Raw genomic sequence first — 26586 nt, 5'->3', positions numbered from 1 at the left:
ATCTTTCCTTTCAGGATTTAAAGGGCCAGTTTATTAGAATAACTTAAGCTTTGTGCTTCACTGCCAATCATGGCAGAGGGTAATACCAAAACTGTTCTTATGTTATACAATTCACTTAGCTTAATCGCTAGTTGATCTGAGTCATTTTTGGAATTATAATACCAATTTCTTCTATCTTTATTATATCCATTGCGGGCATGAGCAGGTAAGGCGGTAAAATCTAGAGCAGCTACAGAACTCACGTATACTATATTTTGGATCTCACACTCCTTGGCAATATCAAATACATTTTGGGTACCAACAAGATTATTATCATAAATCTCTTCCTTTGGATTTTTGGCCCACATTTTAAAGTTGGCCGCTACCGCATAAAGGTGGCTCACACCTCTAAATGCTTTTCTTAACGACTCTTTGTCTGTGATATCGGCTTCAAAAACTTCGCAACCTAAATCTTCCAGCTTCTTCCTGCTCTTGATATTTCTAATTGTTGTTCGTACCCTTATATTCTTTGCGATAAGCAATTTAATAAGATTAAATCCTAAATGTCCCGTTCCTCCTGTTACCAATGAAATTTCGTTGCTTGTCATACTTACTATGTTTTGAGCAAATTTCCCAAGTTATAGCAGAGTAAAAAATAACATTTGTTAGAAAGTTAATTGTTTTCGTATTCTACTTAAGGATTGCGGTTCCATTCCTAGAAAAGAGGCCACACTTTCGACAGATACCTGCAATGCCAATTGAGGAGATTGTTCTATAAACTTTATATAACGTTCTTTTGCGGTTAAGGTTTGAAAATCATTTACCCTGGTTATTTTACATTGTAGATTTTCATTTAACATCAAAGCGATATATTCATACCACTTTTTATGTGAGTTTTTAAGTATTTCGAGATCATATTTAGCTACTTTATATAACTCACAAGGAGTTACAGTTTCAAAACTATTTTTTGCAGGAAGATCATTCATAAAACTCTCTAAAGGTGTAAAGAAATTATTCTCTTCAATAAGATGTTCTACGTTTAATTTTCCATCCTTATAAGTATATCCTCTTACAATACCTTCTGCCAAAAAAAACACATCTCCTACTATTTTATCCTCCTTAATAAAAATAGTTTTAGAAGGTATTTGTATGCTAGTGAACGTACTATCCAGAAAAAGTAAATCCTTTGGAGATAATGCTAAATGTTGTTCCAAAAAGATCTTTAATTTTTCCATTTCATGCTTTTATATGTCTTTACACTTAAATGTTTTTCTAATTAAATGTTTTTCTAAATTCAAGAGGGGACATTTCGGTTTTATTTTTGAATAATTTTGAAAATGAAGCAGGACGTTCAAATCCTAAATTATAAGCAATTTCGCTAACAGAAAGAACAGTTGTCGACAACTGTTCTTTCGCTTTTTCTATGACCTTATCATGAATATGCTGCTGTGTACTTTGTCCTGTCAGTGATTTTAGCATACTGCTCAAATAATTTGGAGAAAGGTGTAGGTTGTTTGCCACCCATTGTACTGTTGGTAATCCACTTTCTGATGCATCACTATTCCTAAAAAAGTCTGCCAAAACTTGTTCTAGCTGTTCTAAAATTTGATGATTATGAATTTTCCGCGTAATAAACTGTCTTTCATAAAATCGTTCTGCATAATTAAATAGCAATTCTAATTGAGATATGATTATTTTCTGGCTGAACTTATCGATATTTGATTGATACTCTTGTTCTATATTTTTCAATAAATTAAGCATCATCTGTTCTTCCTTTTCTGATAGAAATAAGGCTTCATTTACAGAATATCCAAAAAAATCATATCGGGTCATTTGCTTAGCTAATTCAGAATTCCATAAAAAATCAGGATGTACTAGTAACAGATACCCCGAAGGTTTTACATCTTTCAAATTAGGGTTGCCTTCTAAGTTCATCACCTGATTTGGAGCTACAAATGTCATCACTCCTTCATCAAAGTCATATTCCTTCTGCCCATAAAAAAATTTATAAGCTACGTTCCTTTTTAAACCTATTGTGAAATAATCCTGTTTCCATTTTAACTCGCCACTATCTACAGGATATGATACTTCGCTATAATCTACTAAGCTTATTAAGGGATGTTCTGGTCCCGAAATACCTGCCAGCCTATGATAATCGGCAACTTTTTTAAAATGCTTAAATTCTTTCATCACATTAAATTTACAGAAAATATACTATACCAACATTCCTCCAGAAACCTCTATACGTTGGCCGTTGATCCATCCTGCTTTATCAGAACACAAAAATGCAACCACGCCTCCTATGTCTTCTGCTTCTCCTACTCGACCCAAGGCGGTGATACTAGAGATTAATGCTGCTTTTTGTTCATCTTTATTACTTCCGCCTGCGAACTCTGTTGCTATAGCACCTGGTGCTATGACATTTGCTGTTATTTTACGGCTTCCCAATTCTTTTGCCAAGTATCGTGTAAATACCTCTATACCACCTTTCATCATCGCGTATGCAGACATTCCTGGTAAACTAAAACGTGCTAACCCACTTGATATATTAAGAATACGACCTCCTTCATTAAGAAAAGGCAAAGCTTGCTGTGTTAAAAAATAGACACTTTTTAAATGTATATTCATCATTTCATTAAATTGAACTTCGGTAGTATTCTGGACCAAATTAAAAGTTCCGGTACCTGCATTATTGATCAAAAAGTCAAAGTTTGGCTGCCCTTTTTTTTCCTTTATATGATTTGTAGCATTAGTGATAAATTCTTGTCCGCTTTTAAAATCATTGGCATCAAAAGCAAAAGCTTCAGCGTGTCGACCTAAAGCTTCTATTTCAGAAATAACCTTAGCTGCTTTATCCTTATTTTTATGATAAGAGAAGATGATATCCACTCCGCTCTTTGCAAGATTAATAGCCATATCATAGCCTAAACCTCGACTTCCTCCCGTAATGATTGCTGTTTTTTGACTCATTTTTATACTGTTTTTTAATTACAATACAAAGTTGAGTCTACTTTACTGTTTATACTTTTCCAAATCTAAGGTTCTCTTTTCCGAATCTATTATTTACTTGAAAAACATATTGACATAGGAGTTTTTTACTGTACTTTAAAATTAGTAACGGTTTGCAAATAATTTTCTACCCAACATCTATTCGAACCATAGTAGTAAGGATCAACAGTAGGGTAATAACGCCAATAAAAGTGGTGAAAATTCCAATTTTTCTTGATTTCACCCATCCTGAAACAGATAATATAGTCAACAAGGAAATTAAACCTATAAAAAAAGTAAAAATACCTATGGCTCTAGGTATGATAAAATCATTCGCCGTTACATTGGTTAAATAACCTCCTGGGGTGGTCATCATTGAAATTTGTGTCATAGTAAATACCGTTACAAGAAAACACCCTGCAGAAATAGTAGCCAATTTCAGTATGCTATTCATAATTTTATCATTCTTATTGGATACCAATAAATTGGCTATTACTGTAATTGAAAAACCCGCTAAAAGCGAGCTGATTAATAAGGTTTGATTTGCCAACGTATTCCAATACTCTAACGATATTTCCATACAATAAAATTAAGATTTTAAAATCGAGTTTTTGCTACACGTGTACCACACATAATCTTCGCCTCCAGGTTCGTAGGGAGCGTATTTATCAAATTGCATCCCAACTTTTTGCATTACTTTAATAGAAGCAATATTCTCTTTCATGGCAATGGCGATAATTTCTTCAAGCTGCAACGTTTCGAAGCCATACTGTAGAATTTCCTTAGACACCTCTGTTGCTATTCCCTTTCCCCAAAATTCTGTCAAAAATCTATACCCTAAATCAATTTTATCAAATTCTGGCAAATATGATAATCCTGCCCAACCTACGAACTGCATGTCTTCTTTTAGAAATGTGATCCACCTACCGTACCCGTACTTCTTATATTCTTTTCTTTTTTCGTCTATCTTATCATAGATTCCCTCTAAAGTAGTAATCACAGATTCTCCCGTATACTTTTGTACTTCGGGCCTAGAGTACAGTCTTAGCATATCCTGAGCATCGCCCATATTCATTTCTCGTAACAGTAATCGTGAAGTCTCAATAACCATGGTAGTCTATAATTTAATCTGTTCATTTTTTTAATATCCCAAGATATGCTTGCCAAGGGCCTACTTCATTTTTATATTGTTTTGCCATCACCCGAGAGATTTGGGCAATATGTCCTAAATCATGTACTACCCAAGTAGAGAGTAATTGTTTTAAATTTGCTTCGCCCAATTCGGGGTGAATTCCTTTTTGCTGTAATGTTGAAGAATTGATTGGGAAGGACTTTAATATCTTAATATTCTCCATTCTTAGTTCTTTAAACTCTCGTAGTAACTCTTCTATTGACTTTTCCTGATCATCATTTAATTGTGCAAATCGATCAAAAGGTGTAAATGTTTTGTCTGCAGCATCAGAAAGGATAACTTTTGCTCTTGGAATCCAATCGGTTTTTTCTCCATGAATAAGATGTCCTACAATTTCATAAGGACTCCAACTTTGCCCACCTTCATTATTTCGTAACCATTCATTTGAAATTCCGTGAAGTAACGACGATAGTGTAGACGAAGTTCTTTCTAAAATTTCAATTGCCTTATTAACATCAAAAGTCATTCGTAACTATTTTTATATATCGTTTTTTCTCTTGTATTCTTGAAGAAGGCATTACTTCTTGTAAATAAACCGTAATCCGTTTGTAAAACCAACTCCAAAAATCGTTCGATGTGTTTCATTTTTCTTTACTTCTGATTTCATCTTTAGGTTTTTAAAATTTCGTTTATTCAAAATCTGTACAAACTCTTCTTGCAGATCATCTATCCTACCTTCTAGCTCCCCCGAAGCCATATATAAATACGTTTCTTTATCGAAGTTCATATTTTTGGTTTGCGCCTCATGAACCAAAAGGTTATCGTGGAACCACAAGGATGGACTTAGCAAAATATACCTATTAAACAGATTTGGCTTTTCTAATACGGCGTACGACCCGAATAACCCACCATACGAATGTCCATAAATTGCACGATCTTGATCATTGACTCTAAAATTCTCAGAAATAAACGGAAATAATTCAAATTCAAAAAAACCACTGAATTTAGGTGCTCCACCAGTTGGGTTCGCTGGTTTACCTCCCATTCTAAGATCTTTATCCTCTACGGGAGTTAAGTCTCTACTTCTAAGTCTATAAAAATTTTCATAATCAGTATTATAAGCTATCCCAACCACCAAAATTTCAGGTATTAGCTTATCCTTTATAAGTCGCTGAACAACATAGCTTATACCTCCAAAATTCGTTTCTGCATCAATAACATATAATACAGGATATTTTTTGTTTAGATTTTTATGATAACTCTTGGGAAAAGATATTTTAATTTGGTATTTCTGTCCATTATACTTTGAGGTAAGTTCTCTTATAGTAGTATTTGCCAAAGTAACAGAAGAACTGGTAATTTGACCTTCAAATACCTCTTTTTGAGTTTCTAATCTGTTCACCTTATCTCTTAATAGGGTGTTCTCCTTTGTTAACTTCTTGATTTCTGGATCTTGAGTATTGCAACTAAAACAAAATAGAGCAACAATAAAAATTAATAACTTCATTGATAAATACTACATTTTACATGTATAAAAATACATAAAAAATCTTTCAAGAAAATTAAGTACGGTCAATGTTATACTTTCTCTAAACACTCTATTTATTTAGTTGTTGTAACCTAAAAATAGCATTTTGATTTTGTGCATTTAATTCTAGTGATTTCTCAAAACTTTCCCTGGCTTTTTCTTTTTCTCCCATGAATAAATATCCTTCAGCAAGACTATCAAAAAGATTTGCAGAATTTGGATAAAGCTTAGTAGCTAATAAAAAGACATTTATTCCCTGCGTAGAGCGTTTTTTGTTAAATACAAATTGTAGTCCTAGAGTATTCAGCTCTCTTTCTGGTAATTCTAAATCAGGATTTTTCTGTTTGGTCTCTTGATATAACTCAAAAAGATTTTTATAGTCTTGTTTGTACGCCTTTTCATTAAAATCCTTAAAAGTGAACACCTTGGGTTCTGGATTCTTCTTAATTTGATCTACTAAACGTTCTGATAATCCATTATCCATTGGATTATTATCTACAAACTTTAAAGCTTTTTGATTATTTTTCAAATACGCATTTAAGAAATTTAATGTATAAACTGAAAGCCACTTATAAGATCCCATTATTTCTTTATCATTCTTATCTTGTCTTTTATCTCTTTTATGAAATAAAACACCTAATGCACTAAAATGAGGATGTGTTAAATTATGGAATCTTAACTTATATCCTGAACTTTTAGAGATACTATCAAAAAGTTCAAATTTTGTATTAAGCTCAGGATTAATTTTATTTTCTTTCAAAACTTGCTCTGGTATACGTTTTTGCGCCATATGCATATAAGGAACATTGAACTTATCTAGATTAAAAAATGGGGATTTTTGAAGTAATTGATATTGATATCTTTCGGTTCCATCAAGACTTACTACTGCTTTTATATTTTCGTTACGCATTGCGGCAATAGTATTAGAAAGTCCTCCAAAGCTAAAACCCATTGTTGCAATCTTATTCATGTTACATACTGGGTACTTTGATACTTCATTCATCACAAACTCTACATCTCTTGACTGAGTTTCCATTTCTTTTACATTATTCGCACTAAACTGACGGGTTTCAGTACCTCGACTAGGACTTGAGACCACCACATAACCATGACTGGCTAAATATTCACAAAGCGCAAAATTTTCTATAGACGATGCCTGATAACTAGGAGCATACACAATTACGGGGAATTTTTTACTTGCAAATGGTGTTTGTAAATAAGATGTTGTTCTTTCTTTAAGATGAGTTTGATTTTCAGGAGTATTTGGGTAATAAAACCAATTTAATATCTGTTCATTCGGGAGATGTTCCCATTCTTCTTCCTCTTTCAGAATTTCCAAATACTCCAAAATAGTCATAGCCTCAGACACATTCACATCGTTATCTGACGGATACCAAATACTTATCGGAATTGGGCGTGCTATCTTTTCATTATTGTAGTCGAATATTCGTGTATAAGTTCTGGTACTATCATGGGCAACGTAATGTCGAAAACCTACTTTATACTTTCCGTTTTCTAAATTGATATCTTTTAATGAAGTTTGTCCGAAAAAAATACTGTATTGACAAAACAGTAAGGTGAAGAGTACTCTTAGTTTCATTTTTTATAGGATTATCTACTATAAAGATAGAAATGCTCATCGATGTTACAAAATTCAACAAAATCTAATCAATTATCTTTCTATTTAGTAAAAACCAAAGCATCTAGGCGCCTATTACTCATCTCCAAACACATAACTTATTTTGCCTTTATCACTCAAAACAACTCAAAACATCCTCCTCGAAATAAGGTTCCTGATTGGTCCAAAACATATAATCAACCTTCAAAAAATCCTTGCCGAAAGCAGCTAACATAGGAACGATATTCTCTCTTAACATCCCTCTATCTTTGCTTTCATTATAGTCTGTATCTTCTCCTGTTTTTCCAATATAGTTACCATCTTGTACTGCAATACCTATAGGTACCGAAAATGTATTCTCATGCATTTGGGCCAATGCGTGGTTTAGCTGTCCCTTCCTTGTCACCATAAGGTCTGGAGCTCCCATACCGACTCCAATAGTTTCTCCATAGGTATATATCCCTTTTAAGTAGCCTTTGTCTTCCCAGGGTAACCATTCTCCTGGCATAAAATTAGCGTAAATCATAGTTACAGATGTTGGAAACGATTTTTTTAAGACAAACATGTTCGCTTTTAACCCTTCAACATATTTTCCTTCAGAAAAACCCGAATTGTTCATGCCTTTAACATTAATTGAAGTCTCTTGTAAATTAATCCCTTCTATTCTTCCATCAAAATGGGTTCCCAATTCTTTTAATAGTAGTGCAAAACGTTGTTGTACCCTTTTATTCCATCGTTTTGCAATCCAACCTATTGGTTTTTTGCTTTCAATATGTTGTACAGCTCCATTATTATATTCTTTAGTTCTTAAGTATTGTGGTACAGGATTATGTTTTACACCAAATGTAGCATCTTGTAACTGAATAAAAAGTTTTTTATCAAACTGCTGCAGGTATCGAATATCCTTTTCTATAACAGAAAAATCATATTCTCCTTTTGTGGGTTCCAACTCCTTCCAGGAATACATAATTTGTGCTCCTTGAAATGCATTATGAGATAGAAATGGGTGTTCTTTAATTTCTTTTCTATCTCTGGCAAAATAAACAAAATGTTTGATGTTGTTCTTTTTTACCGGACATGTAGCGTTTACATATTTTTTATAACTGCTTAAATACTTGTTTGATGGGTTTTCCCAATGTTGAGAATAAATAATGTAGGAAGTAAAAAATAAAATAACAGGTACAAATATTCTATGGATAAATTGGTTCATTTGGGTGAGACTTTAAGAGTGAAACAAGGAAACAGGCTTATATACTAGAATACTACTTAGAAGACGATTGAATAGTTGATTTGTTACTTCTTAATTTCCTGTACAAAAACTTTACTTATTCCTCTATGAACCTGCTAATCACTTCTATGTATCTCTCTTTTTGTTCCCACCAAATTTCATGTCCTGCTCCTTCTATTAAAACGTAAGTTCCATTAGCATATAGGTCTACATATTCATATGCAGCACCAAACGAATGATATTCACATTGCCCTTGCAAAACAAGAATTGGAGCAGTCACGTTTTGTATTTTATCTCTAATTTCGGGATAATCGTCACTATTTGTACCGATATAAGCATACAAACCGCCACCACCTTCTTCTGGAAGTACATTTTTGGGATCACACACCATTCCCTTGGTAAATTGGGAAGCCAAAGTATTGAGCATTCTATCCATTTGTTTATCAGAAATCAGCTTCTTATTTAAGAGTAAAGCACCCACACTAGCAACCATGGCTTTAGGTTTTAATGCCATATTATCTACATCTTTATTAAAATCATAGGGTTCTATAAACTGAAGAGAGTCTGGAGCAGGGTACACCGAATCTATATTTACATATTGACCATTTACTTGTCTATAAGGCTTAAAAGTACCAGGAGAACTAAATACGATTTTATGGATTCTATTAGGATGTCTAACCGAATAATGAGAAATAATATTGCTGCCAAAAGATTGACCAACCAAGATAACTTTTTCAGCTTTAATCTTTTCTGAAATTATTTCATGCAGATCAAGAAGGTGTTTTTCGAAACTAATATCAGAATATTTAGGTAATCTATCAGACAATCCAGATCCTCTTTGATCATAGAAATACACATCATTTCCATTTTTTGTTAACTCTGCTAAAGTTTCTATAATACTTGAATGCACATAACCCCCGGGACCGCCATGTAAAAAAATCACAGGAGGGTTGTTAAGACTATCAATACTTTTTACATGCGTATAGGCAATCTGAAAGCCTTCTTTCATCTTCCAATATTGAGTATTTTCACTTGGACTAATGGGCGCAACTATTTCCTTTTCAGGGACAATAAGGAGGATTAAGAATATAAAAAAAACTATACCTAAGACAATTCCTATCCATTTCAATATTTTCTTAATGATACTCATCGTTATTTTTATCGATGAGACTGATTTCTAAGGACTTTGGTTACAAATAGAATTATTTTAGAATATTTTACAGCATCCTAGAGATAAAGAGTTTATCTATGTTGATCTAGTAATATTAAATTCCCATCTGGGTCTTTTACAGTAAAACTAGCAGGTCCCGTAGCACTTTCATCGGCTTCACTTTCGAGAGTTACTCCTTTCGATTTTAGGTGTTGTTGAATATGTCTTACATCATCAAAAGAAGTCATCTCTTTTGCATTTTCATCCCACCCCGGATTAAAAGTCAAAATATTGCCTTCAAACATACCTTGAAACAACCCAACTAAAGCATTTTCATTTTTCATGATGAGATAATTCTGATCCATATTTCCGGCAAAAACTGTAAATCCTAAGTTTTCGTAAAACTCTTTTGACTTGTGAAGGTCCTTTACACTAAGGCTAACTGAGAAAGCTCCTAATTTCATAATCTTATAATTTTAGTTACACCCTTCTAGACTATATTTATATTGATTTATTTCTCGTCTAGAACCAATATCAGTAGTTATAAAAGTACATAAAACTTCTCTATGTAAGTTCCTGTAATTACTGCACTTTAACCAAGTCCAGCACAAATATCCCGTCAGACTCGAAAGTATAGTTGTATTTTAAACTTGGGTCTATTTCACTTTCAAATACCAATTTTAGTTTAAAAGGGTCTCCAACCTCTTCGTTGAACTTTACAGTTATCTCAAAATCATCACTAAAAGTTGTAATTTTCTGAGGCAACCTACCACTTGCTTCAACATCTCCCTCTAACACTTCTATTTTTGTTAATTGACAAGCAACCCCGTGACTTTCAAACTCTATTGTAATACGGTCTGCACTATTCTGATATCTATAATCAAAATGAATAACCGGTTCAAAAGAATTATCTATCGAATAAATTCTCATATTTTCTTCATCCTCAAAATATTTGAAACCACAATCCCCAAAGCCTCCAAACAAACCATATTCAGTACAAATACCTTGTCTAATATATTCTTTATCTACTTCTATAGTTTCAAAACCTTCTGGATTCGATTCATATAGAAAATCTATATCTTCAAGAGTTTTTTGCTTATATGTTTTTTCAATTTTGGCAAGTGTCACCGTTTCTCCTTCGACTTTTAAAACTTTAAGAAAGTGCGACGCATCGTAGTATGCTCCACCAGTTCGCTTTAAACTGATAATGTCTGTAGATTTTAAATTTTTTAGACCATATTCTATAGCCTTTACTTCTGCATTAAGGATTCCATTTTGTGTTTTTGCAATTACATAATCTTGTCTAAACTCATTAAATTGGTAATTCAAAAAGAAGAAAAGTGCAATTGCAGGAAACAATAAGAGATATTTATAATCACGTTTGTTCCTGTTTAACGATACAACTTTGGTATTTGAAATGGAATCATGCCAACCTGTAGTTCCTAAAAAGGAAAACGTGTTAAATGGTATTTTTCTAGACAATGACCTCCCCAAAATTAAATCCGAAGTAACTACTGCCTTTTCTGTTCCGGTTACAAATGTCTGTGTTAAATATTTGGCAGGTGTTCTTTTAAATATAGTTTCAAAAAACACATAGTACGCTATTGCACTAAAAATGAACAAAATAGTTAATGCATATCTATCCCCGAACAATGATAACATCCCGTTTAAGAAATCACGAGGTAATATTCTAAACGCATTAAATGTTAATCCCATGAGCAAAAAAGAATCTATGATCAAATGTAAAAAACGTTTGTATTTAGATGCATTTACATACGGAAGTTTACCTTCGCCTTCAAGCACATTCTCCTGTAATGAATCACTTAGTTTCTTATCTGTAAGTTTTAAGACTCCATAACTTAGTAGTAATATAATTATATCTCGAAGCACAAAAAGAACGGCCAATGGTTCTAACAAAGTAAATCTTCTAAATTGACTAAAAACAAAAATTACAATTGAAACCCAGGCAGAAAAATGAATGACTGCATAAATAAATTGTAATAGATGTTTTTCCTTTTTCTTGGAGTAGATGTAAATAATGCTAGCCAGTAAAAACACAAAGTTAAATGCCAGGTTAAGTCCATTACCACCAAAAGTATCTCCTCCTGTAAAAGTACCTCCTCGTATATCGAAAATATCGATTCTCATAAGATTAAGATCGACAAAACTAAAAAAGTGCGAAAGCCAGAGTGCAGTTTTAGAATATTCGGTATATATCGTTAAAAAGCTGGAAATTAAACCTAATAATGCCAATGCTAAAGAAATATTGCCAATTTTGCTAATTACCTTATTTTCAAAAAATTGTAAAAATGTTTTCATAGAAATAGCTTAAATCAATAAGAAAATCTTCCTCAATTATTGATGGTAAGCTACAAATTTAACTTCGTATTTAGTATATCTTTTTAAGAAATTTTTAACAAAAATATTCCTTATGAATCTGAATTTGAAGTTTTAATCAACTTTTTCAACAACAAGACTTGGCCCAAATGATAATAGGTATGTTCTATAATTACTTCGATATTTCTACAGTAATTTCCATATTTTTCATCAACGAATGTTTCTTGTAATTGTTCTTCGGGCATATCTGCTACCAGATCAATAAATTTTTCTGAGTCTGAACAAAATTTCGATACCATTTGCTCCCAATCTTTTGCAGAAGTTATTGCAGGATAATCAAAACTATATTTATCTCGAATTTCTAGTTCTCCTCCTTCAAGTACCTTGGCCACACCATCAATATAGTAATTCACATGAAATATCAAATCGGCTATAGAATTTAGATCATCCACTTTTTGGGTAGCAGTTCTCCAATTCAAATCAATAATTTGATCTTTAAAATTTGTTCCCGTTACCCATTCCCCTTCAGTTAACACCTCTTTTAAACGGCTTACCAATGTTTCAGTAAATTTCATATAATATCAATTTATAGCTCTATGGCATTTCAAAACAAAACTTTGGTGTCTTTTAGCATATTCTTAATTCTATCCTTTTCTGAATCAGAAAAATTATTTCCCCTTAAATCAAACAATTTGAGCTTAAAAAAGCCACTTAAATCTTCTGGTAAATGTTTAACTTCGTTATTTCTAAACACTACTACTTTTATATTCTGCAGTTTTTGAAGCCGGAATCCTAAATCTTTAATAGATAAATTGGGATTATTATCAAATACAATACCTTCAATTTGCTGTAGTATTCGTATACTGTCCGGAATGTAGCTTAGATCATTATTTGATAGTACTAGAATTCTCAAAGATGCTATTTGAGATAACACCGAAATAGACTGTTCAATGTCTAATTCTGGATTATGATCTATATGCAACTCTTTCAGTTTTTTACATTCGGCTAAGCCTCTTGGTAATTCTTTTAATTGATTTTTACTTAGGTACAAAAAATCGAGTTGCTTCACCTTCGATAAAACTTTGCCTGTTTCTTCAAAGTTTAAACTCTCATTCTCTGCCAAATCTATTTCTCTAAGCTGTGATAAGCCTGTAAGGAACTGAGGAAGTTTTACAAAGCTATTATTTCTTAGATTCAATACTGAAAGTTTTTCCAGCATTTTAAGGGATTCTGGTAATTTTGAAATACTATTACCCTGAATATTTAATAATCTCAGATCATGTAATGATTCTATACCTAGTGATATCGTTTTAAGATTGCAATCGGTTATATACAATGTTTTAATATTCCCGAATTTTGTTATAGCGTTCTTAAAATCCGAAATCTCTTCACAATCAATATCTAACCACGTTACTTTTTCGGGTTCTTCTAATGCAGTTACTAAAGATGTAACTTTTTTATGTTGACTAAAACATACTAAGGGAATAACTAAAATCAGGATAATGATCTGTTTGGATTTCATAATATTATAGCTATGTTCACTAGTAAAAGTAAACATATTTTACTTATAAGTGATTAGAAATCATCAGGCTATAGTGATGAAATCAGTATTCGCAAAAATGATTAGTACTCATACAAGATTCTTTGGTCAGAATTTGCAAAATTGAGTTGAACCCTGTTTCCTTCTAATTGTAAATTAGAAATATCAAAACTTAGCTCTCTATTGACAATTGCCAGGCACAATTCTTCATTTTTCAAGGATAATCTTAGGTTTCTCTGTGGTGGATCAGACTCTTGTACCTCTCCCGCATCTATTAATTTTAACTCCCAAGAGCTCCCATCACAACCACCAGAACTAAAACTAATTTTCAAACAATTATTCTCAATTTTTAGATCACTAATCAATAATTGATCTGAAGGGGCATTTTTAAACTGTTCGGCACTAATTAAGGTATCAAACTCACATTGAATTTGATTTTCGTTATCATCATCGCTTGAGCAACCTAAGAAAGTGAGCGCTAGAAAAGATAAAATCAGTTTTTTTTTCATCATGACTGTTGTTTTATCTTTTAGATGAGATTTGTTGATCAAGGTTGCGTTGTTATACCTTTTTTGAGACTCTATTTGCCACTTTAAGCTCTATCAAAACAAGCACAATTATGATGAAAACTTCAACAAAAATATATAGCCAACCAAAATAAGTGATACTATTAAAATGATAGACTCCGAAACCTAACGACAAACCACAGTACATTACATTTATAATGGCAATTGCCCTTAATAACAACGAGACTTTATCTCTAGTTTGAAAATAACTAAATACATCATATACCATAAAAAACAAAGGAAAAACTGCAAGGATATATAATGATACTTTAGGAATACCAAATACTTCTTCAAATTTCACAAGTACCACTCCCAATAAAATAGCAGATAGCAATGCACCCAAACCATCTATAACGAAAAGTTGTTTGGGATTTGTTTCTAGTTTTTTAAATATTAGTAGAGATCGCATGATAATTAAATATAGCTAATTATATACAAACCTTGTAAGAACTGGTTTGTAACGATTTTACATCATATACATAGTAACTACGTATACCAACAAAAAGGATCATCTTTTCAGATGATCCTTTTTGGTTTAAACCTTATAAAAACAGTATTTAATCAATAACTTCTACATTAACTGCATTTAATCCTTTTCTTCCTTGTTCGATATCGTACTTAACTTTATCGTCTTCTCTAATTTCATCAATCAAACCAGAATTATGAACAAAAATATCTTCTCCTGATTCTGATGAAGTGATAAATCCAAAACCTTTTGAATTGTTAAAAAATTTTACTTTGCCTTCCTGCATTTTTACTAAATTTTAAATTATTAATATTTTACCATGAAAAGAACAACCTTCTTTTTAAGAATAGACGTATCATTAAGTTTTCAAACAATAAAGTTTTTTGAACTAAAAAGATAAGAATAGATTTACTTTTAAAACCAATTATTTCTTAAAGCAAAAAAAGTGTGCCCTACTATGACGTTATGGAATATTATATATAATTAGATCCTCTTAGATCGAGCTGTTACACATAATAGGTTATAACTGTAAAATATATTTATATTTCGTCGCTGTGTTCTCTAAGGTACTTAGCCTTATGTTTTGCTTTTTTAATCTGTTCTCTCATTCTTACGGATTTTTTCACATATTCTTTACGTGATCTTATTTCCTGAACAAGTTTTACATTTTTGCATTTTCTCTTGTATCTCTTAAGAGCTCTATCAATATTTTCTCCAGCTTTGATCTGTACTATTAACATAGATTTTGTTTTAATCGTTAAACCTTAAAGTTTGTAATGATCTCGAATTTTTCGATCTAATGAAATATCAATTAAAACAAGCTATATTATTCTCTTAAAGATTTTGAAGTATTTATGGTCTTACACCACTAATTTGATGCATAGATAAGGTATTATTATGACATATAGGTCAACATTCATTTATATTTTTCGTAAACATGGTGATCAAAATAGAATTTAATTCCAAGAAGTTCTTTTAGTCATCAGAAAACCTATAATTATTTCCGAAGATAACAAGAATTGAATTCGATCATCTTAGGTATTGTAACGCCTCTTTGCTATATCCAAATTTTAGAATGTTCTATTGACACTCTGCCTGTGTTTTCTTGTTTTTCCATTGAATCCAATATTCTTGTAATCCCTCTGGGGTTGTCTTGATATCACTGATATTCAACTTATGGTTATTCATTAACACATTTGCCAATTCTTTTTTTCGTCTTTCTAAGGCAGGACTATGATTCCATCCTCCAACATGATCAAAAGAAGTAAATGCTTCACATTTTGAACTTACTTTTACAAAAGGAATATGTAATTCAAATGTTACACTTCCCGATCCCATCCCTTTGGTCGACATTACAATATTGGTAAAATCAACTTTTTTAAAATTTTTAAGGCGATATAATTCTTTTAGTTTATCTCCTACTGCTTTCGACATGGTATTTGAAAACTGATGCGCTACATCTGAACCATTTATAAATTCTGGCCCTTTATAAGCTCCAAAACATCCATTTTCTGAACATTTAATATCACTTTCTTGTACACCGTTGTTGGTGACCTTGACTTCTACTTCATTATTTAAATTATAAGAAAACAATGATATGGTAATAACAAAAAATAATTGTAAAACACTCATATTTCTATCGTATAGCACTCCACACCTTATTAGCATGTAACAGGAAATTTGGCGGAGCTTGCTCAAATGTAGGATCAATAGTTTTGTTGCCTCCAAAAGTCTCTTCTCCCATTTTTATAAGCGTGTTTCCTCTAATAATATACTTATTTCCATTTTCCAACATCAATAGTTTTAATTCTAGCGGAGAAACATCTGAAATGCAAGCTTTTTTATAGGCGAAGGTAATTTCTCCAAGGCCGTTTTTATCAAGGTCTGTTATACCAATAGACTGTTCTAGAAATTCTAATGTCTGATCAAACTCACAGTCTTTTTCAAAGTCATAAACTTTTCTCAATAATCTTGTCTGATTAAATTCACTTGCGTAATGGTAAACAAATAACTCTTCTCTTTCTTTTATTGCAAATAGAACTACATTTTCGCCATTATCATCTTGCCAAACTTTCTTATTTACAATTTCACCTTCAAATTCAAAATCAGACACATTGATATCCTGTGCATTTTTAATTCGAAATAGAGACATTTCTGTCTCCGTATCACCCCCCTCTTTATTTACTTTTGTATTAGAGGAATTCCCACAAGAAATCAACATTATAGTTATAAAAGAATAGTATATATATTTCATAATATTTTTACTTGGATGAACATTGCAATATGCCTTTGAAGTAAAATAGTAAAATATTTATAATTCCTTCAAACTGATTTTATATTTCTCAATATTCGAGTCCTTATTTTTTTCTGCAAATTCAATGGCTTTTTCATAGTATGACCTTGCCATTTCTTTGTTTTCCTTGTTCTTATACAAAGTACCCACAGCATTATGAATTGAAGCAGATTCTGGAAATTTCTTTAAACCAGATTCATAAATAGCTAATGCTTCTGTATACTTGCCATTCTCTGCTAAATATCCTCCGAACCGAACTGGCCAAATTTCTCTCGAAGGTGCCAACAAAAATTCTCTAAACTCTTGAGCATATATCACAAAACGTTCAAGTTTATTTTCATTCATCGCATTAAGCAATAAAAAATGCTTTGTAGTTCTGTGAACATCCGTAGCAATTTGATATCTATTCCCTCTATCACGATAATAATTCTTTATATCCTCTAAATTTCCAAAAGCATCAAATTCTTTCAAGCTATAGAACCGTAAAGTGTTATAATCTCCAAAGTGGTTTCGTAATCCATTATTTATGGTTTTAAGAGAAGTAGTATAATGATCTTCATTTAAGAGATTATCGACTTTCCAAGTGATCTTTTTTGAATGCTTGCTTTTTAGAATACTATCTGCTTTCTGAATAGACTTTTCTATATATGTTTCTTCTGGGGCTTTAGAAAAATATAGGTAGGATTTTCTATCATTCATACTACCCAAAGACTCATTAAAAGTCATAAGTCGTTCTTCTGTAAAATGTGTTGGGCTTGCCATAAAAAAAGCGTTGAATATACCTGGATGCTTAGAAAAAATCTCAAGCCCCATACCCCCAGCCATTTCCCAACCGAAATAAATACGTTCTTTCTCTTTTAATGTTCTATAGCTATCATCAACAAACGGTACAAGTTCATTTTTTAAAAAGTTGATAAACTGTAATGCTTCTTTATCATAAAGCACTCTTCTTTTTTGTCGATCAGAATTGATTCCTATTACAATAAATTCTGGTGTTTTATCTTTGAATCGTAACATCCTTTGATATGTAACGGGATGCAAAAAATACTCTTGTCCATCCATTACATACATAACAGGATACTTTTTTCTCTTATCATCATTATAACTAGGTGGAAGATATATTTCTAAGGTTCTTTTTTCCTTTAAATACTCAGACTCTAGCTCCAGGTTTTGAATAGAGCCTATTTTATCAGAAAACTCTTGACCAAAAGAAATAAAGAAGGACAAGAAGAAAGCAAAACATAGGATACGATTCTTAAACATTATGATCAATTAATTTTATTGTTTTTTTATTTTCTACAGTAATTTCTGAACCTTCAGCAAGCATAACCGAAAAAGGTATAGCTGTATTCAGGAAATCGAATTCTTTTCCATAAACAAGACCAAAATCCACATCAATTTCATAATTATTGACTTGGTATACTTCCCATTTAGGATGAGTTACTTCATATTCGTTAGATGTATAACCATTAACCTTGGCATATCCCCAATAATGTTCAGTAATAAACTCTGTTTCGCTATTCGGTTGAATTTTGAATTTTTGTTCACTTGCTTTAACCATAAAAGAATTCCATTTTGATTTCTTTTTCCAGGTATATTGCACTGTTCTTTGATCACTTTCTACCTTCCATACATGATTCATGGGCATCGTTTCATAGTTTTCGTTGTACACTGTATTGGCAACCCATGTAAGGGCAGGTTTTGGTACAATTTCCTTAATAAAAACTACTCCCCTCTTCGATTCCCCTTGCTCCTGGTGCTTCACATAAAACCTTAAATTAACCTCTTCAAAATCTGTATGAAACGGTATTTTTATTCCCAAAAGTTTAGTATTCAAAAACATAAAACCCACCAAACTCACATAGCAGTTCCCGTTCCATAAATCTAATTCGGTTCCCGCAGGAACATATTTTTGCAGTATACTTGGGTCTATACTATAATTGGCCAATGCCAGTTTTCTCCATTCTGCTTTCAGGAAGCTCATAATTTGGTATTTTCTTTGTCCAATAAGAAGGTACGACTAAAGTAAGTATATCTATCTGTTGGTAAAAGACAATAACAAAAGTTTACTATAATTTTAAGATAATAAGAGGAACCAATTATCATAGTTTTGATGTACTTACGGAATAAGGAAGAATTCTTAGCGTATTAAATGTTATATTACCTTTTCAATGGTATACATTTCCATCATTTTTTTTTGAACCATTCTTTGAGGAATATTCTTTAAAAAGAAGTTTCTGATACTTTTTCCATATTTCCAATGCGCCATTTTTCCGGTAGACCAAGATTGGTTCACTATATCATTAACCTTAGGTTGCCTTTTTTGTAGAAATTTTTCGAATATATTTTGATCAGGATTATTGGCTATCAATTCACTAAGGTAATAGGCATCTTCAATTGCCTGGGCACCACCTTGTCCCATATTGGGTGTAGTTGCATGCCCGGCATCTCCAATGAGACAAATATTCTCCTTATACCAAGTCTTCATAGGTTTTAAATCGATAATATCATTTCTAAGTATGAGTTCGGTAGGAGTAGCTCGAATTAACTCTTTAATTATAGGATGAAACCCATTAAACATATTTAGAAGTTTTTGTTGAATTGTCTCTGCATTGTCTTTCTGATTTGGCTGATCCAAAGCTACCGCAAACCAATACACCTTGTTATCTGCAATTTTAGAAACTCCGAATCGTACCTGATCTCCCCAAAGTTCTATACCTCGATGATGAAATTCTTGAGGCATATCTATAGTGGCAACTCCCCGCCAACAGGTTTGCCCGGTATATCTGGTAGTACTATTAGGAAAAAGTTGTTTCCTTACTTTTGAATGTATACCATCGGCACCAATAATATAGTCGGTTTCATATTCACTTTTGTCTTCAAACACAACTTTGATCTTTTCATCTTCTGTATGGGCATAACTACCGAAAGATTTGCCCAAATGAATTTTGTTACTCGGTATTTTATTAAAAAGTATATGTTGTAATGCGGCTCTATGAATGGCTACGGTGGTATACCCAAATTTTTCTTTTACAGTATTTTGATAGGTATCTGAGAGCGGAGAAAGATCAGCTTTTCCTAAGGTAATTCTATCTATTGTATTCCCTTTTGTTTTAACTTCCTCCAAAATCCCTAAGGATTCTAAAACCTGTAATGCGTTTGGCGCTAACCAAATGCCCGCACCTACTTCTCTAAATTGAGGTGTTGCTTCAAAAATCTGATAATCGATTCCTTTTTTTTCAAAAGCTAGCGCTGTTGCTAACCCTCCTATTCCAGCGCCTATGATCGCAAATTTCATTCGAATATTTTTTGTCACACCTTTATGGTATTTTATATTCACTAAAGATAAGCATATGGCTATTCATGAAGTTGTCAAGTAACAAAATAATAACATATCAATGAAGGATTTCGGAGATACTTTTGTGGTTGTTAATCACCCTTATTTGGTTACCGCTTGTTTATCTTTTTTCAAATTATAAATGCCCCAAAACATTACTAAAACCTCTAAGAACAAACCTATGGTGTATTGTACTGAAATTCCGTCTAAAGCGGTACTTACCAATCTACCAAAAACCAAACCTCCCATAAAAATCACATTACTTAATGTAGCGCCTTTCCAATATTCAGGTTTTTTAATCCCAACCACCCAATAAATAGCGAACCCCATATAAAGTCCCATAATGGCTCTAAATATATTTTTAAGTTCCAGATTATCTACCCTAAAATCAAAAAACAAGGGTAAAATCTTATTCGGATTGGCACCATATATTAGCGATACACTAAAAACAACAATTGCCGATAATGCCAAATGCGAATTTTTGTACTTGTTGTTCAACTGAGCAATTTTGAAAATCATATCATTCAAATATAGGGGTTTTGAACGTACTATATTTTCTATATATCTGATTTATATCACCATGAAAAACTAATCTTTCAAAGTATTCACTACTCGAAGAACTTCTTTACAAATAACATTTGCATTTTCCTTTTTAGAAAATATGGTAACATGATTTCCTACAATTCCGAAATGTTTACCATTTGTCGATAAATCTTCAAACTCTCTATATTTTTTGTCTTCCTCTGGGCTTTCATTTTCCGAATGTTCACGAATCGCTGTAAATGATCTAATAGGCAACGACCCAAAATCATCAGTTTGTGCAGAACGTTTTAATGTGGCGTAATAATGTTTCATTTCTTGTTTATATCCTCTAAAAGATTTCCCATTGTTTAAAAGCCCTTTTATACGACTATTAATTTCATCTGGTAATCCCTCCCCGTAATACGGTGTTCCTACAAGTCTATCAAATAACGACAAAATACCCATGTCTGCTACGGTTGCTTGTAATCCAGTAAACGCCATAAACCCTTTGAACCTGAACGAGGATGCTTTGGGAGCATTATATCGTTCTATATGATCATGATGGGTAGCATCAAGAAAAAACATTGCTACCACCTCATCGGGGTATAGTTCTGTAAACACTCTGATATATGGACCTCCTAAAGAATGACCCATCATTATATATGGAGGTGATTCTCCCGATTTTTCTAACAAAGTGTGTAATTCACGAGCTATAGTTTCGGGATCACGTGGAGTAACACATGCATCACTATACCCAAGTCCGGCACGATCATACCGTACAACACGTAAACTATCTTTAAGTCCCTGATTCAACCAATGATAAAATTCTGTAGATAACCCAGCCCCACCTTCAATAACTACTGTAGGTTTATTAGATTTTTCTCCCGAACTGTTAATGTGTAGTTTGAATTTTCCAATATTTATCAGTTCTCCTTCGGGCGCTTCAGTATGCATAAACAATCGAAAAATAAGCCCCGCTAAAATGATTAATACTATAACCATTCCAAGAAATTTTCCGATCCATTTTATAATCCTCCTAAATAATTTCATAGTTGTTTTTAGTTTGATGAATTCGATTCAAACATAATTGGTTCAGGTTCTCGGTTCTAATAATTATGACCAACCCTATAAAAAACAACACACATAGATATTACATAGATTTCAATTGCACTTGACCTAAAAAAGATAGCGTTCGACGCAAAAATGCTGGTGTTTATCAAAAAGGTTGTAAGTAGCTATATGGAAGCATACTTTTGTAGTATGAATCTTTTTTTAACTAAAAACTATAAGGCACTGCTTATTGGTGGAATTGTTACTATTTTGGTAATGCTTTTTTTAAGGTATAGTCAAATACATTTTTTTGTAGTTAATCCCGATTCAGTTTCACCTTTTCTGTATACTAGCATAAATCTAATTAGTTTACTCTTTTTTTGGCTACTCGTTTCTTTGGTAATTAGTAAGTTCCCTTTGTATAAGATTCTTGGTATTGTATCATTACTCGTTGTTGCAATACTTGCAGAGCTCTATCTCCCATTCACTGATAACTTAATTACAATCCCACTGGTGATACTTTTTTGGATTGGTGTGACTTTTCTTATACTTCCTCAATTTTTCAGAAAATATAAAATTGCTATTCTCATTGTTTACGGATTGGTCATCTCCTACTTTTTTTTCGATTTTATCACCACCATAAATTATACCCAAAACAATAGGGAGCATTTTGCTCATTTTATCTTAATCCCAATTCCTTTTTTTGCTGCGTTATGGCTGTATGAACAATGGCGATGGCTAAAGATGTTAAAGGCCGATAAGGCAAGTGCAGAATTAGCACTACTCAAGACACAAATTAATCCGCATTTTTTCTTTAATACCTTAAATAATCTCTACGGTTTAGTGGTAGAAAAATCTGATAACGCCCCCGAAATGGTTTTAAAACTGTCTGAAATGATGAGATATACCATCTATGAAGGTAAGGAGGAGTTGATTTTATTAAAAGACGAAATTAATTATCTCAAGAATTATATTGAACTTCATAAAATAAGATATCAGAAAACAGTAGATATTACCTTTATATATGATGTTGATGAAACCCTCAAAGTTCCTCCATTGTTATTTATTATTTTGCTGGAAAATGCCTTTAAGCATGGTGTCGAAAAAATAAGGCAAGGTGCGTATATTTTTCTTGATATGAAATCTGAAGGAAATGCACTTTTTTGTACTATCGAAAATAATTTTGATAGCTCAGAGGTGCATCATACGCAAGGAATTGGGCTGGAGAACTTGAAAAAAAGGCTAGCCTATTCATTCCCTAATAATCATGAATTAATTATTGAGAAAAAAGAATCTATATACAAAGTACAGCTTAATCTTAAACTCGTATGAAATATTGTATTATTGATGATGAACCTATAGCACATAGAATTATTGAAGGGTATTGCGAAAACCTACCTTACTTGCAAAAGGTGGGAAATTGCTATGACGCCTTTGAAGCTATTGCCTTATTACAAAAAAATAAGGTCGATATGCTATTCCTAGATATTAATATGCCTAAACTCTCTGGGTTTGATCTATTAAAAACCATGCAGAGCTCTCCCAAAGTAGTTGTAACATCAGCATATAAAGAATTTGCCCTAGAAGGATATGAGTTAAATGTTTCTGATTACCTACTCAAACCCTTTTCTTTTGAACGTTTTTTACAGGCAATTCAAAAAGTACAGGAAAGTCAAACTAAGATTTTACCGAACACTGGGAGACAAAAAAAAGATCGTTTTTTCTTAAAAGGAGATAAAAAAATGCATCAAGTACATACCGATGACATCTTATATATTGAAGCTTATGGAAACTATACTAAAGTCTTTTTAACTGATGAAATGATAGTAAGCCATGAAAAAATCTCTACCATGGAAATTTTGTTACCGACTTCAGATTTTTTTAGGGTGCATAAATCTTTTATTGTAGCAACTCACCATATAAAATCAATCGAGGGAAATAGAATTAATATTAAGGATCATATTATTCCCATTGGTCAAACCTATAAACATCATCTAAAACGACTTTTTGGAGATATGTAATTTTCTTTCAAATATTCTCTTATGACATTTATAGTATCGGTGACAAGGTATCACCAATTTACTGCAAACTAATCAAAATCAAAACCATAATCAAAATCATCATCACCTCCTCCCCAATCGACGCCATTGTCAAAGTCAAAGTAATCATCAATTGTATCAAACACATCAGATACCTCTGACATAAAATCTGAATCTAACCCATCTGAGTAATACAAATAATCCATCCAAAACCAATCACTATGCTCATTATCAACCCCACCCGTTATAGAGGTGTCTATTTTGAGCCTTTCTAAGCTTTCAAATTTTAAGTTTTTAAGTAAGAAAATGTTGCCCTTCAGGAATAATATGATTTCTAGAGCCTTTTGTGGTTCCCGCTTTATTAGGCCACCAATCGTAGCATCAACATCGGTTAAATATTCGGTGATATCTTTTCTAAGTTCTTCTCCTTTTTGATTCGTCTTTAGAAGGGATAGAATACTTAACATTACATTACTCTTAAATAAGTCTTCTAACTTTACCCCTTCTACAATTTCCTTTTTATATCTATATTCTGATGGTATTTCTTTATAAATAACTCTTAGGTACGATTTTAAAATAAAATAACTATCCTCATCTATTCTACTCAAAAAGTAATTTTCAAAAGTACAAGGCTCATACTTTGCGAAATTCTTACCGGTTTCAACAATTGTATATTCTCTAAAATGAGGATCCCTGGGATGCGATTTTTTGAGCTCTTTTTTTACAACTAAAACTTGTTTTAAAATCAAATCGAATAGAGTCAATTTGATAAGCTCTATCAAATCTGTATCAGGTTCTAAGATTAATTTTGTTCCTGCCGGTTTTAGCTCTGATAACCTATAAATGTTAGCTTCGTTAAATTTAGAGTTATTACCTAGCTTTAGTATATGTTTAGTATTTTCCAAGATGAGTAATAATGTGTTTCGTTTATGATCTCACTATATAAGTATCACAAAAAGCTAAAAGGTTACCTCTTAAATCAGTTTCTATATTCAAAAGGTTTAAAAAAAATTAGTGCTTTCCAGAATCATTAAACTGCCATAGTACATTTACCAATTGCCACTTACCATTTAGTTTTACTATGTGCATATAGTCGATCCATTCGTCGGCGATGAGTTTTACCGATGCAGTTTTATCATAAATATCCAATATGATTACTTCCTTTTTGGGGTTTTCTGGAAACTTATCTCCCTTTGTATTATAGGTTTCGGCAAGCAACACCATTGCATCTGTAAATGTTTCTCTCAAATATTCTTTACCAGTCTTTTTATTGGTCCAAAACGTACGCTTTACCATTCTGGGATGAGCCGCTCGTTCAAATTGTTCTGGTTTTACACTATGTTGCGACTCGATGTAATCAAGTGCAACTTGTTTAATCTCTAACGAATCTTTTGGGGTTTGTCCTTGTGCGGTTATAACTACAAGTAAAAAAATAAATGTCCCCAAAATCTTTATGTGTTTCGTGTTCATACTATGATTTAAATTTATCATGGTTCTCTTAATATTCTTTAAAAGTATATTTTTTGTTAATAGCATACGGTTTTGGTTTTGACCAAGAATTAGAAAAATCTGTCCTTTCAAATAAATGAAAATTATTGCTGTCTTTTAAGATTCCTTTCACTTCGGTTAAAAATCTATCGCCGAATGAAAATCTAAAATACTGAATTGTAATTGTATCGTTACGTATCTCATATTTCCCAAGAGTAGAGATATGAGTATTCATTGTATCTATTCCTTTTAGATTATAAGCATCTATTCTGTTTTCTAACTTTTCTTGTGCAACTTCCAAACTATTTTCCTTTTCAAATAACAATCCATCAAAATGGTTGGTGATGTAAACCTTTGCATTCTCATAAAAGATTATTCCATCAATTACTTTAATACGAGTACTATCTAAAGGTACTGCTCCCGTACCGTATGGCACATAGTTGTTATGTCTATAAACTCCTGTTTCATAGAAATAATACCCATTCTTTTTAAGAAGATGATTCTGAGATTGCACGGGTACAAACTTCTTAAACCTACCTTTATTAAAAGTAGTAGAAAAACAAGAGCTCAAAATAAGTGAGCCAATCAAAATGATAATTTTTCTGTCCATTATAACATCATCAACAATTTGCTAGTATTTTTTGATAAGCATTTAATATTTTAAAGTTAAGTTAAGAGTCTCGAAGGTCTTTTTTTTACCTTTATGATTGTGGTCAAACTCCAAGGTAAGATGTATACGATTACTCGATGTATACTTAATATGATCAAATTCGTCAAAGTTCTTTATAAAACTGTTTTTAATACTGTACTCAGGTATTTCAAACTCTGCCCGGGTTAAGGTTTTTATACCATTTTTATGTTTGATAGGTTCGTTATGATTATTTTTTCTTCCTCTATACGGAAGTCTAAATGTACAAGGCAATTGTGGGTTATTTTCATTTACAATCATATTTATAGACATCCCCCTGGGAAAATATGCTGGAGAATATGTTCTACTATCTTCAAAAAGTGAATCGGTTACAGCTGTATTTACCAAACATAACCCAAAACGAGAATATGTATTATTCTGAAATTGAGAACGTTCCCAAAGTTTGGTCACAGCTGTAGTTGTATTATTAATCTCTTCCTCATCAATTACCCACAAAATTTCAAGAAAGAAATTATCAAAATAGAACTTTCTATTGATGGTTCCTTGACCATGATGTCTTCGATTACTTCCTTCAGTAAAACCAAAATCAATGAGATCATTGGCCTCTACTCCACCTTGATTAGAAAATATAAAAATATGGTCTATTTCCATTATTACTTAATTATACATTTTAGGA

General features: G+C 32.2%; 32 protein-coding genes. 2 read left to right on the top strand and 30 right to left on the bottom strand.

All coding sequences use genetic code 11. The features are described 5' to 3' along the window. Window positions 1–17: 17 nt before the first annotated feature. The 26 genes from M0D21_RS15605 to M0D21_RS15480 form a co-directional block, all read right to left on the bottom strand. Window positions 18–587, bottom strand: a complete 570-nt coding sequence (locus M0D21_RS15605) for an NAD-dependent epimerase/dehydratase family protein (RefSeq protein ID WP_248331183.1) — start codon at window positions 585–587, stop codon at window positions 18–20. 57 nt (window positions 588–644) lie between these two features. After that, window positions 645–1214: a Crp/Fnr family transcriptional regulator gene (locus M0D21_RS15600; RefSeq protein WP_248331181.1), complete on the bottom strand. Its 570-nt coding sequence runs from the start codon at window positions 1212–1214 to the stop codon at window positions 645–647. Window positions 1215–1251: 37 nt separating this feature from the next. After that, entirely contained in the window at window positions 1252–2169 is a 918-nt protein-coding gene (locus tag M0D21_RS15595) for a helix-turn-helix domain-containing protein (RefSeq protein WP_248331179.1), read from the bottom strand. Between the two features lie 24 nt (window positions 2170–2193). Beyond that, on the bottom strand, window positions 2194–2949 hold the full coding sequence (locus tag M0D21_RS15590; RefSeq protein ID WP_248331177.1) for an SDR family NAD(P)-dependent oxidoreductase: 756 nt from the start codon (window positions 2947–2949) through the stop codon (window positions 2194–2196). 166 nt (window positions 2950–3115) lie between these two features. Next, window positions 3116–3547, bottom strand: a complete 432-nt coding sequence (locus M0D21_RS15585) for a hypothetical protein (protein WP_248331175.1) — start codon at window positions 3545–3547, stop codon at window positions 3116–3118. Window positions 3548–3556: 9 nt separating this feature from the next. Next, a complete protein-coding gene (locus M0D21_RS15580; RefSeq protein WP_248331173.1) occupies window positions 3557–4078 on the bottom strand; it encodes a GNAT family N-acetyltransferase in 522 nt (173 codons plus the stop codon). A gap of 22 nt (window positions 4079–4100) precedes the next feature. After that, on the bottom strand, window positions 4101–4625 hold the full coding sequence (locus tag M0D21_RS15575) for a DinB family protein (protein ID WP_248331171.1): 525 nt from the start codon (window positions 4623–4625) through the stop codon (window positions 4101–4103). 51 nt (window positions 4626–4676) lie between these two features. Beyond that, window positions 4677–5606, bottom strand: a complete 930-nt coding sequence (locus M0D21_RS15570) for an alpha/beta hydrolase (RefSeq protein ID WP_248331169.1) — start codon at window positions 5604–5606, stop codon at window positions 4677–4679. Between the two features lie 91 nt (window positions 5607–5697). After that, window positions 5698–7227 carry a CocE/NonD family hydrolase gene (locus tag M0D21_RS15565; protein ID WP_248331166.1) on the bottom strand — a complete coding sequence of 510 codons (1530 nt, stop codon included), beginning with the start codon at window positions 7225–7227 and terminating at the stop codon, window positions 5698–5700. 151 nt (window positions 7228–7378) lie between these two features. Then, window positions 7379–8455, bottom strand: a complete 1077-nt coding sequence (locus M0D21_RS15560) for a hypothetical protein (protein WP_248331164.1) — start codon at window positions 8453–8455, stop codon at window positions 7379–7381. A 115-nt stretch (window positions 8456–8570) separates the two neighbouring features. Then, window positions 8571–9623, bottom strand: coding sequence for an alpha/beta fold hydrolase (locus tag M0D21_RS15555; RefSeq protein ID WP_248331162.1), 1053 nt, complete (start codon window positions 9621–9623; stop codon window positions 8571–8573). Between the two features lie 92 nt (window positions 9624–9715). Continuing rightward, a complete protein-coding gene (locus M0D21_RS15550; RefSeq protein ID WP_248331160.1) occupies window positions 9716–10087 on the bottom strand; it encodes a VOC family protein in 372 nt (123 codons plus the stop codon). A 118-nt stretch (window positions 10088–10205) separates the two neighbouring features. Next, complete coding sequence (locus tag M0D21_RS15545; RefSeq protein ID WP_248331158.1) at window positions 10206–11942, bottom strand: RDD family protein; 1737 nt, start codon at window positions 11940–11942, stop codon at window positions 10206–10208. Between the two features lie 110 nt (window positions 11943–12052). After that, window positions 12053–12535: a DinB family protein gene (locus tag M0D21_RS15540; protein WP_248331156.1), complete on the bottom strand. Its 483-nt coding sequence runs from the start codon at window positions 12533–12535 to the stop codon at window positions 12053–12055. Window positions 12536–12564: 29 nt separating this feature from the next. Continuing rightward, entirely contained in the window at window positions 12565–13482 is a 918-nt protein-coding gene (locus tag M0D21_RS15535) for a leucine-rich repeat domain-containing protein (protein ID WP_248331154.1), read from the bottom strand. Window positions 13483–13583: 101 nt separating this feature from the next. Further along, on the bottom strand, window positions 13584–14012 hold the full coding sequence (locus tag M0D21_RS15530; RefSeq protein WP_248331152.1) for a hypothetical protein: 429 nt from the start codon (window positions 14010–14012) through the stop codon (window positions 13584–13586). 49 nt (window positions 14013–14061) lie between these two features. Continuing rightward, window positions 14062–14475: a hypothetical protein gene (locus tag M0D21_RS15525; protein ID WP_248331150.1), complete on the bottom strand. Its 414-nt coding sequence runs from the start codon at window positions 14473–14475 to the stop codon at window positions 14062–14064. Between the two features lie 148 nt (window positions 14476–14623). Then, window positions 14624–14818: a cold-shock protein gene (locus M0D21_RS15520; RefSeq protein ID WP_248331148.1), complete on the bottom strand. Its 195-nt coding sequence runs from the start codon at window positions 14816–14818 to the stop codon at window positions 14624–14626. 253 nt (window positions 14819–15071) lie between these two features. Then, window positions 15072–15272 carry a 30S ribosomal protein S21 gene (rpsU, locus tag M0D21_RS15515; RefSeq protein ID WP_248331146.1) on the bottom strand — a complete coding sequence of 67 codons (201 nt, stop codon included), beginning with the start codon at window positions 15270–15272 and terminating at the stop codon, window positions 15072–15074. A gap of 340 nt (window positions 15273–15612) precedes the next feature. Continuing rightward, window positions 15613–16164, bottom strand: a complete 552-nt coding sequence (locus tag M0D21_RS15510; protein WP_248331144.1) for a hypothetical protein — start codon at window positions 16162–16164, stop codon at window positions 15613–15615. 4 nt (window positions 16165–16168) lie between these two features. Next, a complete protein-coding gene (locus M0D21_RS15505; RefSeq protein ID WP_248331142.1) occupies window positions 16169–16786 on the bottom strand; it encodes a M949_RS01915 family surface polysaccharide biosynthesis protein in 618 nt (205 codons plus the stop codon). Between the two features lie 57 nt (window positions 16787–16843). Then, the gene (locus M0D21_RS15500) at window positions 16844–18088 is read right to left on the bottom strand and encodes an alpha/beta hydrolase-fold protein (protein WP_248331140.1); all 1245 of its coding nucleotides are present in this window, start codon (window positions 18086–18088) and stop codon (window positions 16844–16846) included. Then, window positions 18081–18809: a YqjF family protein gene (locus tag M0D21_RS15495; RefSeq protein ID WP_248331138.1), complete on the bottom strand. Its 729-nt coding sequence runs from the start codon at window positions 18807–18809 to the stop codon at window positions 18081–18083. Before M0D21_RS15495 ends, M0D21_RS15500 begins: the two co-directional genes overlap by 8 nt. A gap of 171 nt (window positions 18810–18980) precedes the next feature. Next, window positions 18981–20123, bottom strand: a complete 1143-nt coding sequence (locus M0D21_RS15490; protein ID WP_248331136.1) for an FAD-dependent monooxygenase — start codon at window positions 20121–20123, stop codon at window positions 18981–18983. A gap of 141 nt (window positions 20124–20264) precedes the next feature. Then, window positions 20265–20681 (bottom strand): DUF4345 domain-containing protein, encoded by a 417-nt coding sequence (locus tag M0D21_RS15485; RefSeq protein WP_248331275.1) that lies wholly within the window; start codon window positions 20679–20681, stop codon window positions 20265–20267. Between the two features lie 69 nt (window positions 20682–20750). Further along, on the bottom strand, window positions 20751–21734 hold the full coding sequence (locus M0D21_RS15480; protein ID WP_248331134.1) for an alpha/beta fold hydrolase: 984 nt from the start codon (window positions 21732–21734) through the stop codon (window positions 20751–20753). A gap of 210 nt (window positions 21735–21944) precedes the next feature. On the opposite strand from M0D21_RS15480, the gene M0D21_RS15475 reads away from it, so the two are divergent. Beyond that, window positions 21945–23066 carry a sensor histidine kinase gene (locus M0D21_RS15475; protein ID WP_248331132.1) on the top strand — a complete coding sequence of 374 codons (1122 nt, stop codon included), beginning with the start codon at window positions 21945–21947 and terminating at the stop codon, window positions 23064–23066. Continuing rightward, complete coding sequence (locus M0D21_RS15470) at window positions 23063–23755, top strand: LytR/AlgR family response regulator transcription factor (protein WP_248331129.1); 693 nt, start codon at window positions 23063–23065, stop codon at window positions 23753–23755. Before M0D21_RS15475 ends, M0D21_RS15470 begins: the two co-directional genes overlap by 4 nt. A 68-nt stretch (window positions 23756–23823) precedes the next feature. Here the strand turns inward: M0D21_RS15470 and M0D21_RS15465 are convergent, their stop codons facing one another. The 4 genes from M0D21_RS15465 to M0D21_RS15450 form a co-directional block, all read right to left on the bottom strand. Further along, complete coding sequence (locus tag M0D21_RS15465; protein ID WP_248331127.1) at window positions 23824–24678, bottom strand: hypothetical protein; 855 nt, start codon at window positions 24676–24678, stop codon at window positions 23824–23826. Window positions 24679–24784: 106 nt separating this feature from the next. Next, window positions 24785–25243, bottom strand: a complete 459-nt coding sequence (locus tag M0D21_RS15460) for a nuclear transport factor 2 family protein (protein WP_248331125.1) — start codon at window positions 25241–25243, stop codon at window positions 24785–24787. Between the two features lie 28 nt (window positions 25244–25271). After that, a complete protein-coding gene (locus M0D21_RS15455; RefSeq protein WP_248331123.1) occupies window positions 25272–25871 on the bottom strand; it encodes a hypothetical protein in 600 nt (199 codons plus the stop codon). 42 nt (window positions 25872–25913) lie between these two features. Then, window positions 25914–26561, bottom strand: coding sequence for a VOC family protein (locus M0D21_RS15450; RefSeq protein WP_248331121.1), 648 nt, complete (start codon window positions 26559–26561; stop codon window positions 25914–25916). Between the last annotated feature and the right edge of the window lie 25 nt (window positions 26562–26586).

The organism is Aquimarina acroporae (genome assembly GCF_023195925.1).
Taxonomy (GTDB): Bacteria; Bacteroidota; Bacteroidia; order Flavobacteriales; family Flavobacteriaceae; genus Aquimarina; species Aquimarina acroporae.
Note: the sequence above shows the minus strand (reverse complement) of the source record. Positions and strands in the feature narration are given on the sequence as shown.

Coding starts and splice junctions, on each gene's coding strand:
- M0D21_RS15605 (WP_248331183.1), bottom strand. CDS start 587: ATGACAAGCAACGAAATTTCATTGGTAACAGGAGGAACGGGACATTTA.
- M0D21_RS15600 (WP_248331181.1), bottom strand. CDS start 1,214: ATGGAAAAATTAAAGATCTTTTTGGAACAACATTTAGCATTATCTCCA.
- M0D21_RS15595 (WP_248331179.1), bottom strand. CDS start 2,169: ATGAAAGAATTTAAGCATTTTAAAAAAGTTGCCGATTATCATAGGCTG.
- M0D21_RS15590 (WP_248331177.1), bottom strand. CDS start 2,949: ATGAGTCAAAAAACAGCAATCATTACGGGAGGAAGTCGAGGTTTAGGC.
- M0D21_RS15585 (WP_248331175.1), bottom strand. CDS start 3,547: ATGGAAATATCGTTAGAGTATTGGAATACGTTGGCAAATCAAACCTTA.
- M0D21_RS15580 (WP_248331173.1), bottom strand. CDS start 4,078: ATGGTTATTGAGACTTCACGATTACTGTTACGAGAAATGAATATGGGC.
- M0D21_RS15575 (WP_248331171.1), bottom strand. CDS start 4,625: ATGACTTTTGATGTTAATAAGGCAATTGAAATTTTAGAAAGAACTTCG.
- M0D21_RS15570 (WP_248331169.1), bottom strand. CDS start 5,606: ATGAAGTTATTAATTTTTATTGTTGCTCTATTTTGTTTTAGTTGCAAT.
- M0D21_RS15565 (WP_248331166.1), bottom strand. CDS start 7,227: ATGAAACTAAGAGTACTCTTCACCTTACTGTTTTGTCAATACAGTATT.
- M0D21_RS15560 (WP_248331164.1), bottom strand. CDS start 8,455: ATGAACCAATTTATCCATAGAATATTTGTACCTGTTATTTTATTTTTT.
- M0D21_RS15555 (WP_248331162.1), bottom strand. CDS start 9,623: ATGAGTATCATTAAGAAAATATTGAAATGGATAGGAATTGTCTTAGGT.
- M0D21_RS15550 (WP_248331160.1), bottom strand. CDS start 10,087: ATGAAATTAGGAGCTTTCTCAGTTAGCCTTAGTGTAAAGGACCTTCAC.
- M0D21_RS15545 (WP_248331158.1), bottom strand. CDS start 11,942: ATGAAAACATTTTTACAATTTTTTGAAAATAAGGTAATTAGCAAAATT.
- M0D21_RS15540 (WP_248331156.1), bottom strand. CDS start 12,535: ATGAAATTTACTGAAACATTGGTAAGCCGTTTAAAAGAGGTGTTAACT.
- M0D21_RS15535 (WP_248331154.1), bottom strand. CDS start 13,482: ATGAAATCCAAACAGATCATTATCCTGATTTTAGTTATTCCCTTAGTA.
- M0D21_RS15530 (WP_248331152.1), bottom strand. CDS start 14,012: ATGATGAAAAAAAAACTGATTTTATCTTTTCTAGCGCTCACTTTCTTA.
- M0D21_RS15525 (WP_248331150.1), bottom strand. CDS start 14,475: ATGCGATCTCTACTAATATTTAAAAAACTAGAAACAAATCCCAAACAA.
- M0D21_RS15520 (WP_248331148.1), bottom strand. CDS start 14,818: ATGCAGGAAGGCAAAGTAAAATTTTTTAACAATTCAAAAGGTTTTGGA.
- rpsU (WP_248331146.1), bottom strand. CDS start 15,272: ATGTTAATAGTACAGATCAAAGCTGGAGAAAATATTGATAGAGCTCTT.
- M0D21_RS15510 (WP_248331144.1), bottom strand. CDS start 16,164: ATGAGTGTTTTACAATTATTTTTTGTTATTACCATATCATTGTTTTCT.
- M0D21_RS15505 (WP_248331142.1), bottom strand. CDS start 16,786: ATGAAATATATATACTATTCTTTTATAACTATAATGTTGATTTCTTGT.
- M0D21_RS15500 (WP_248331140.1), bottom strand. CDS start 18,088: ATGTTTAAGAATCGTATCCTATGTTTTGCTTTCTTCTTGTCCTTCTTT.
- M0D21_RS15495 (WP_248331138.1), bottom strand. CDS start 18,809: ATGAGCTTCCTGAAAGCAGAATGGAGAAAACTGGCATTGGCCAATTAT.
- M0D21_RS15490 (WP_248331136.1), bottom strand. CDS start 20,123: ATGAAATTTGCGATCATAGGCGCTGGAATAGGAGGGTTAGCAACAGCG.
- M0D21_RS15485 (WP_248331275.1), bottom strand. CDS start 20,681: ATGATTTTCAAAATTGCTCAGTTGAACAACAAGTACAAAAATTCGCAT.
- M0D21_RS15480 (WP_248331134.1), bottom strand. CDS start 21,734: ATGAAATTATTTAGGAGGATTATAAAATGGATCGGAAAATTTCTTGGA.
- M0D21_RS15475 (WP_248331132.1), top strand. CDS start 21,945: ATGAATCTTTTTTTAACTAAAAACTATAAGGCACTGCTTATTGGTGGA.
- M0D21_RS15470 (WP_248331129.1), top strand. CDS start 23,063: ATGAAATATTGTATTATTGATGATGAACCTATAGCACATAGAATTATT.
- M0D21_RS15460 (WP_248331125.1), bottom strand. CDS start 25,243: ATGAACACGAAACACATAAAGATTTTGGGGACATTTATTTTTTTACTT.
- M0D21_RS15455 (WP_248331123.1), bottom strand. CDS start 25,871: ATGGACAGAAAAATTATCATTTTGATTGGCTCACTTATTTTGAGCTCT.
- M0D21_RS15450 (WP_248331121.1), bottom strand. CDS start 26,561: ATGGAAATAGACCATATTTTTATATTTTCTAATCAAGGTGGAGTAGAG.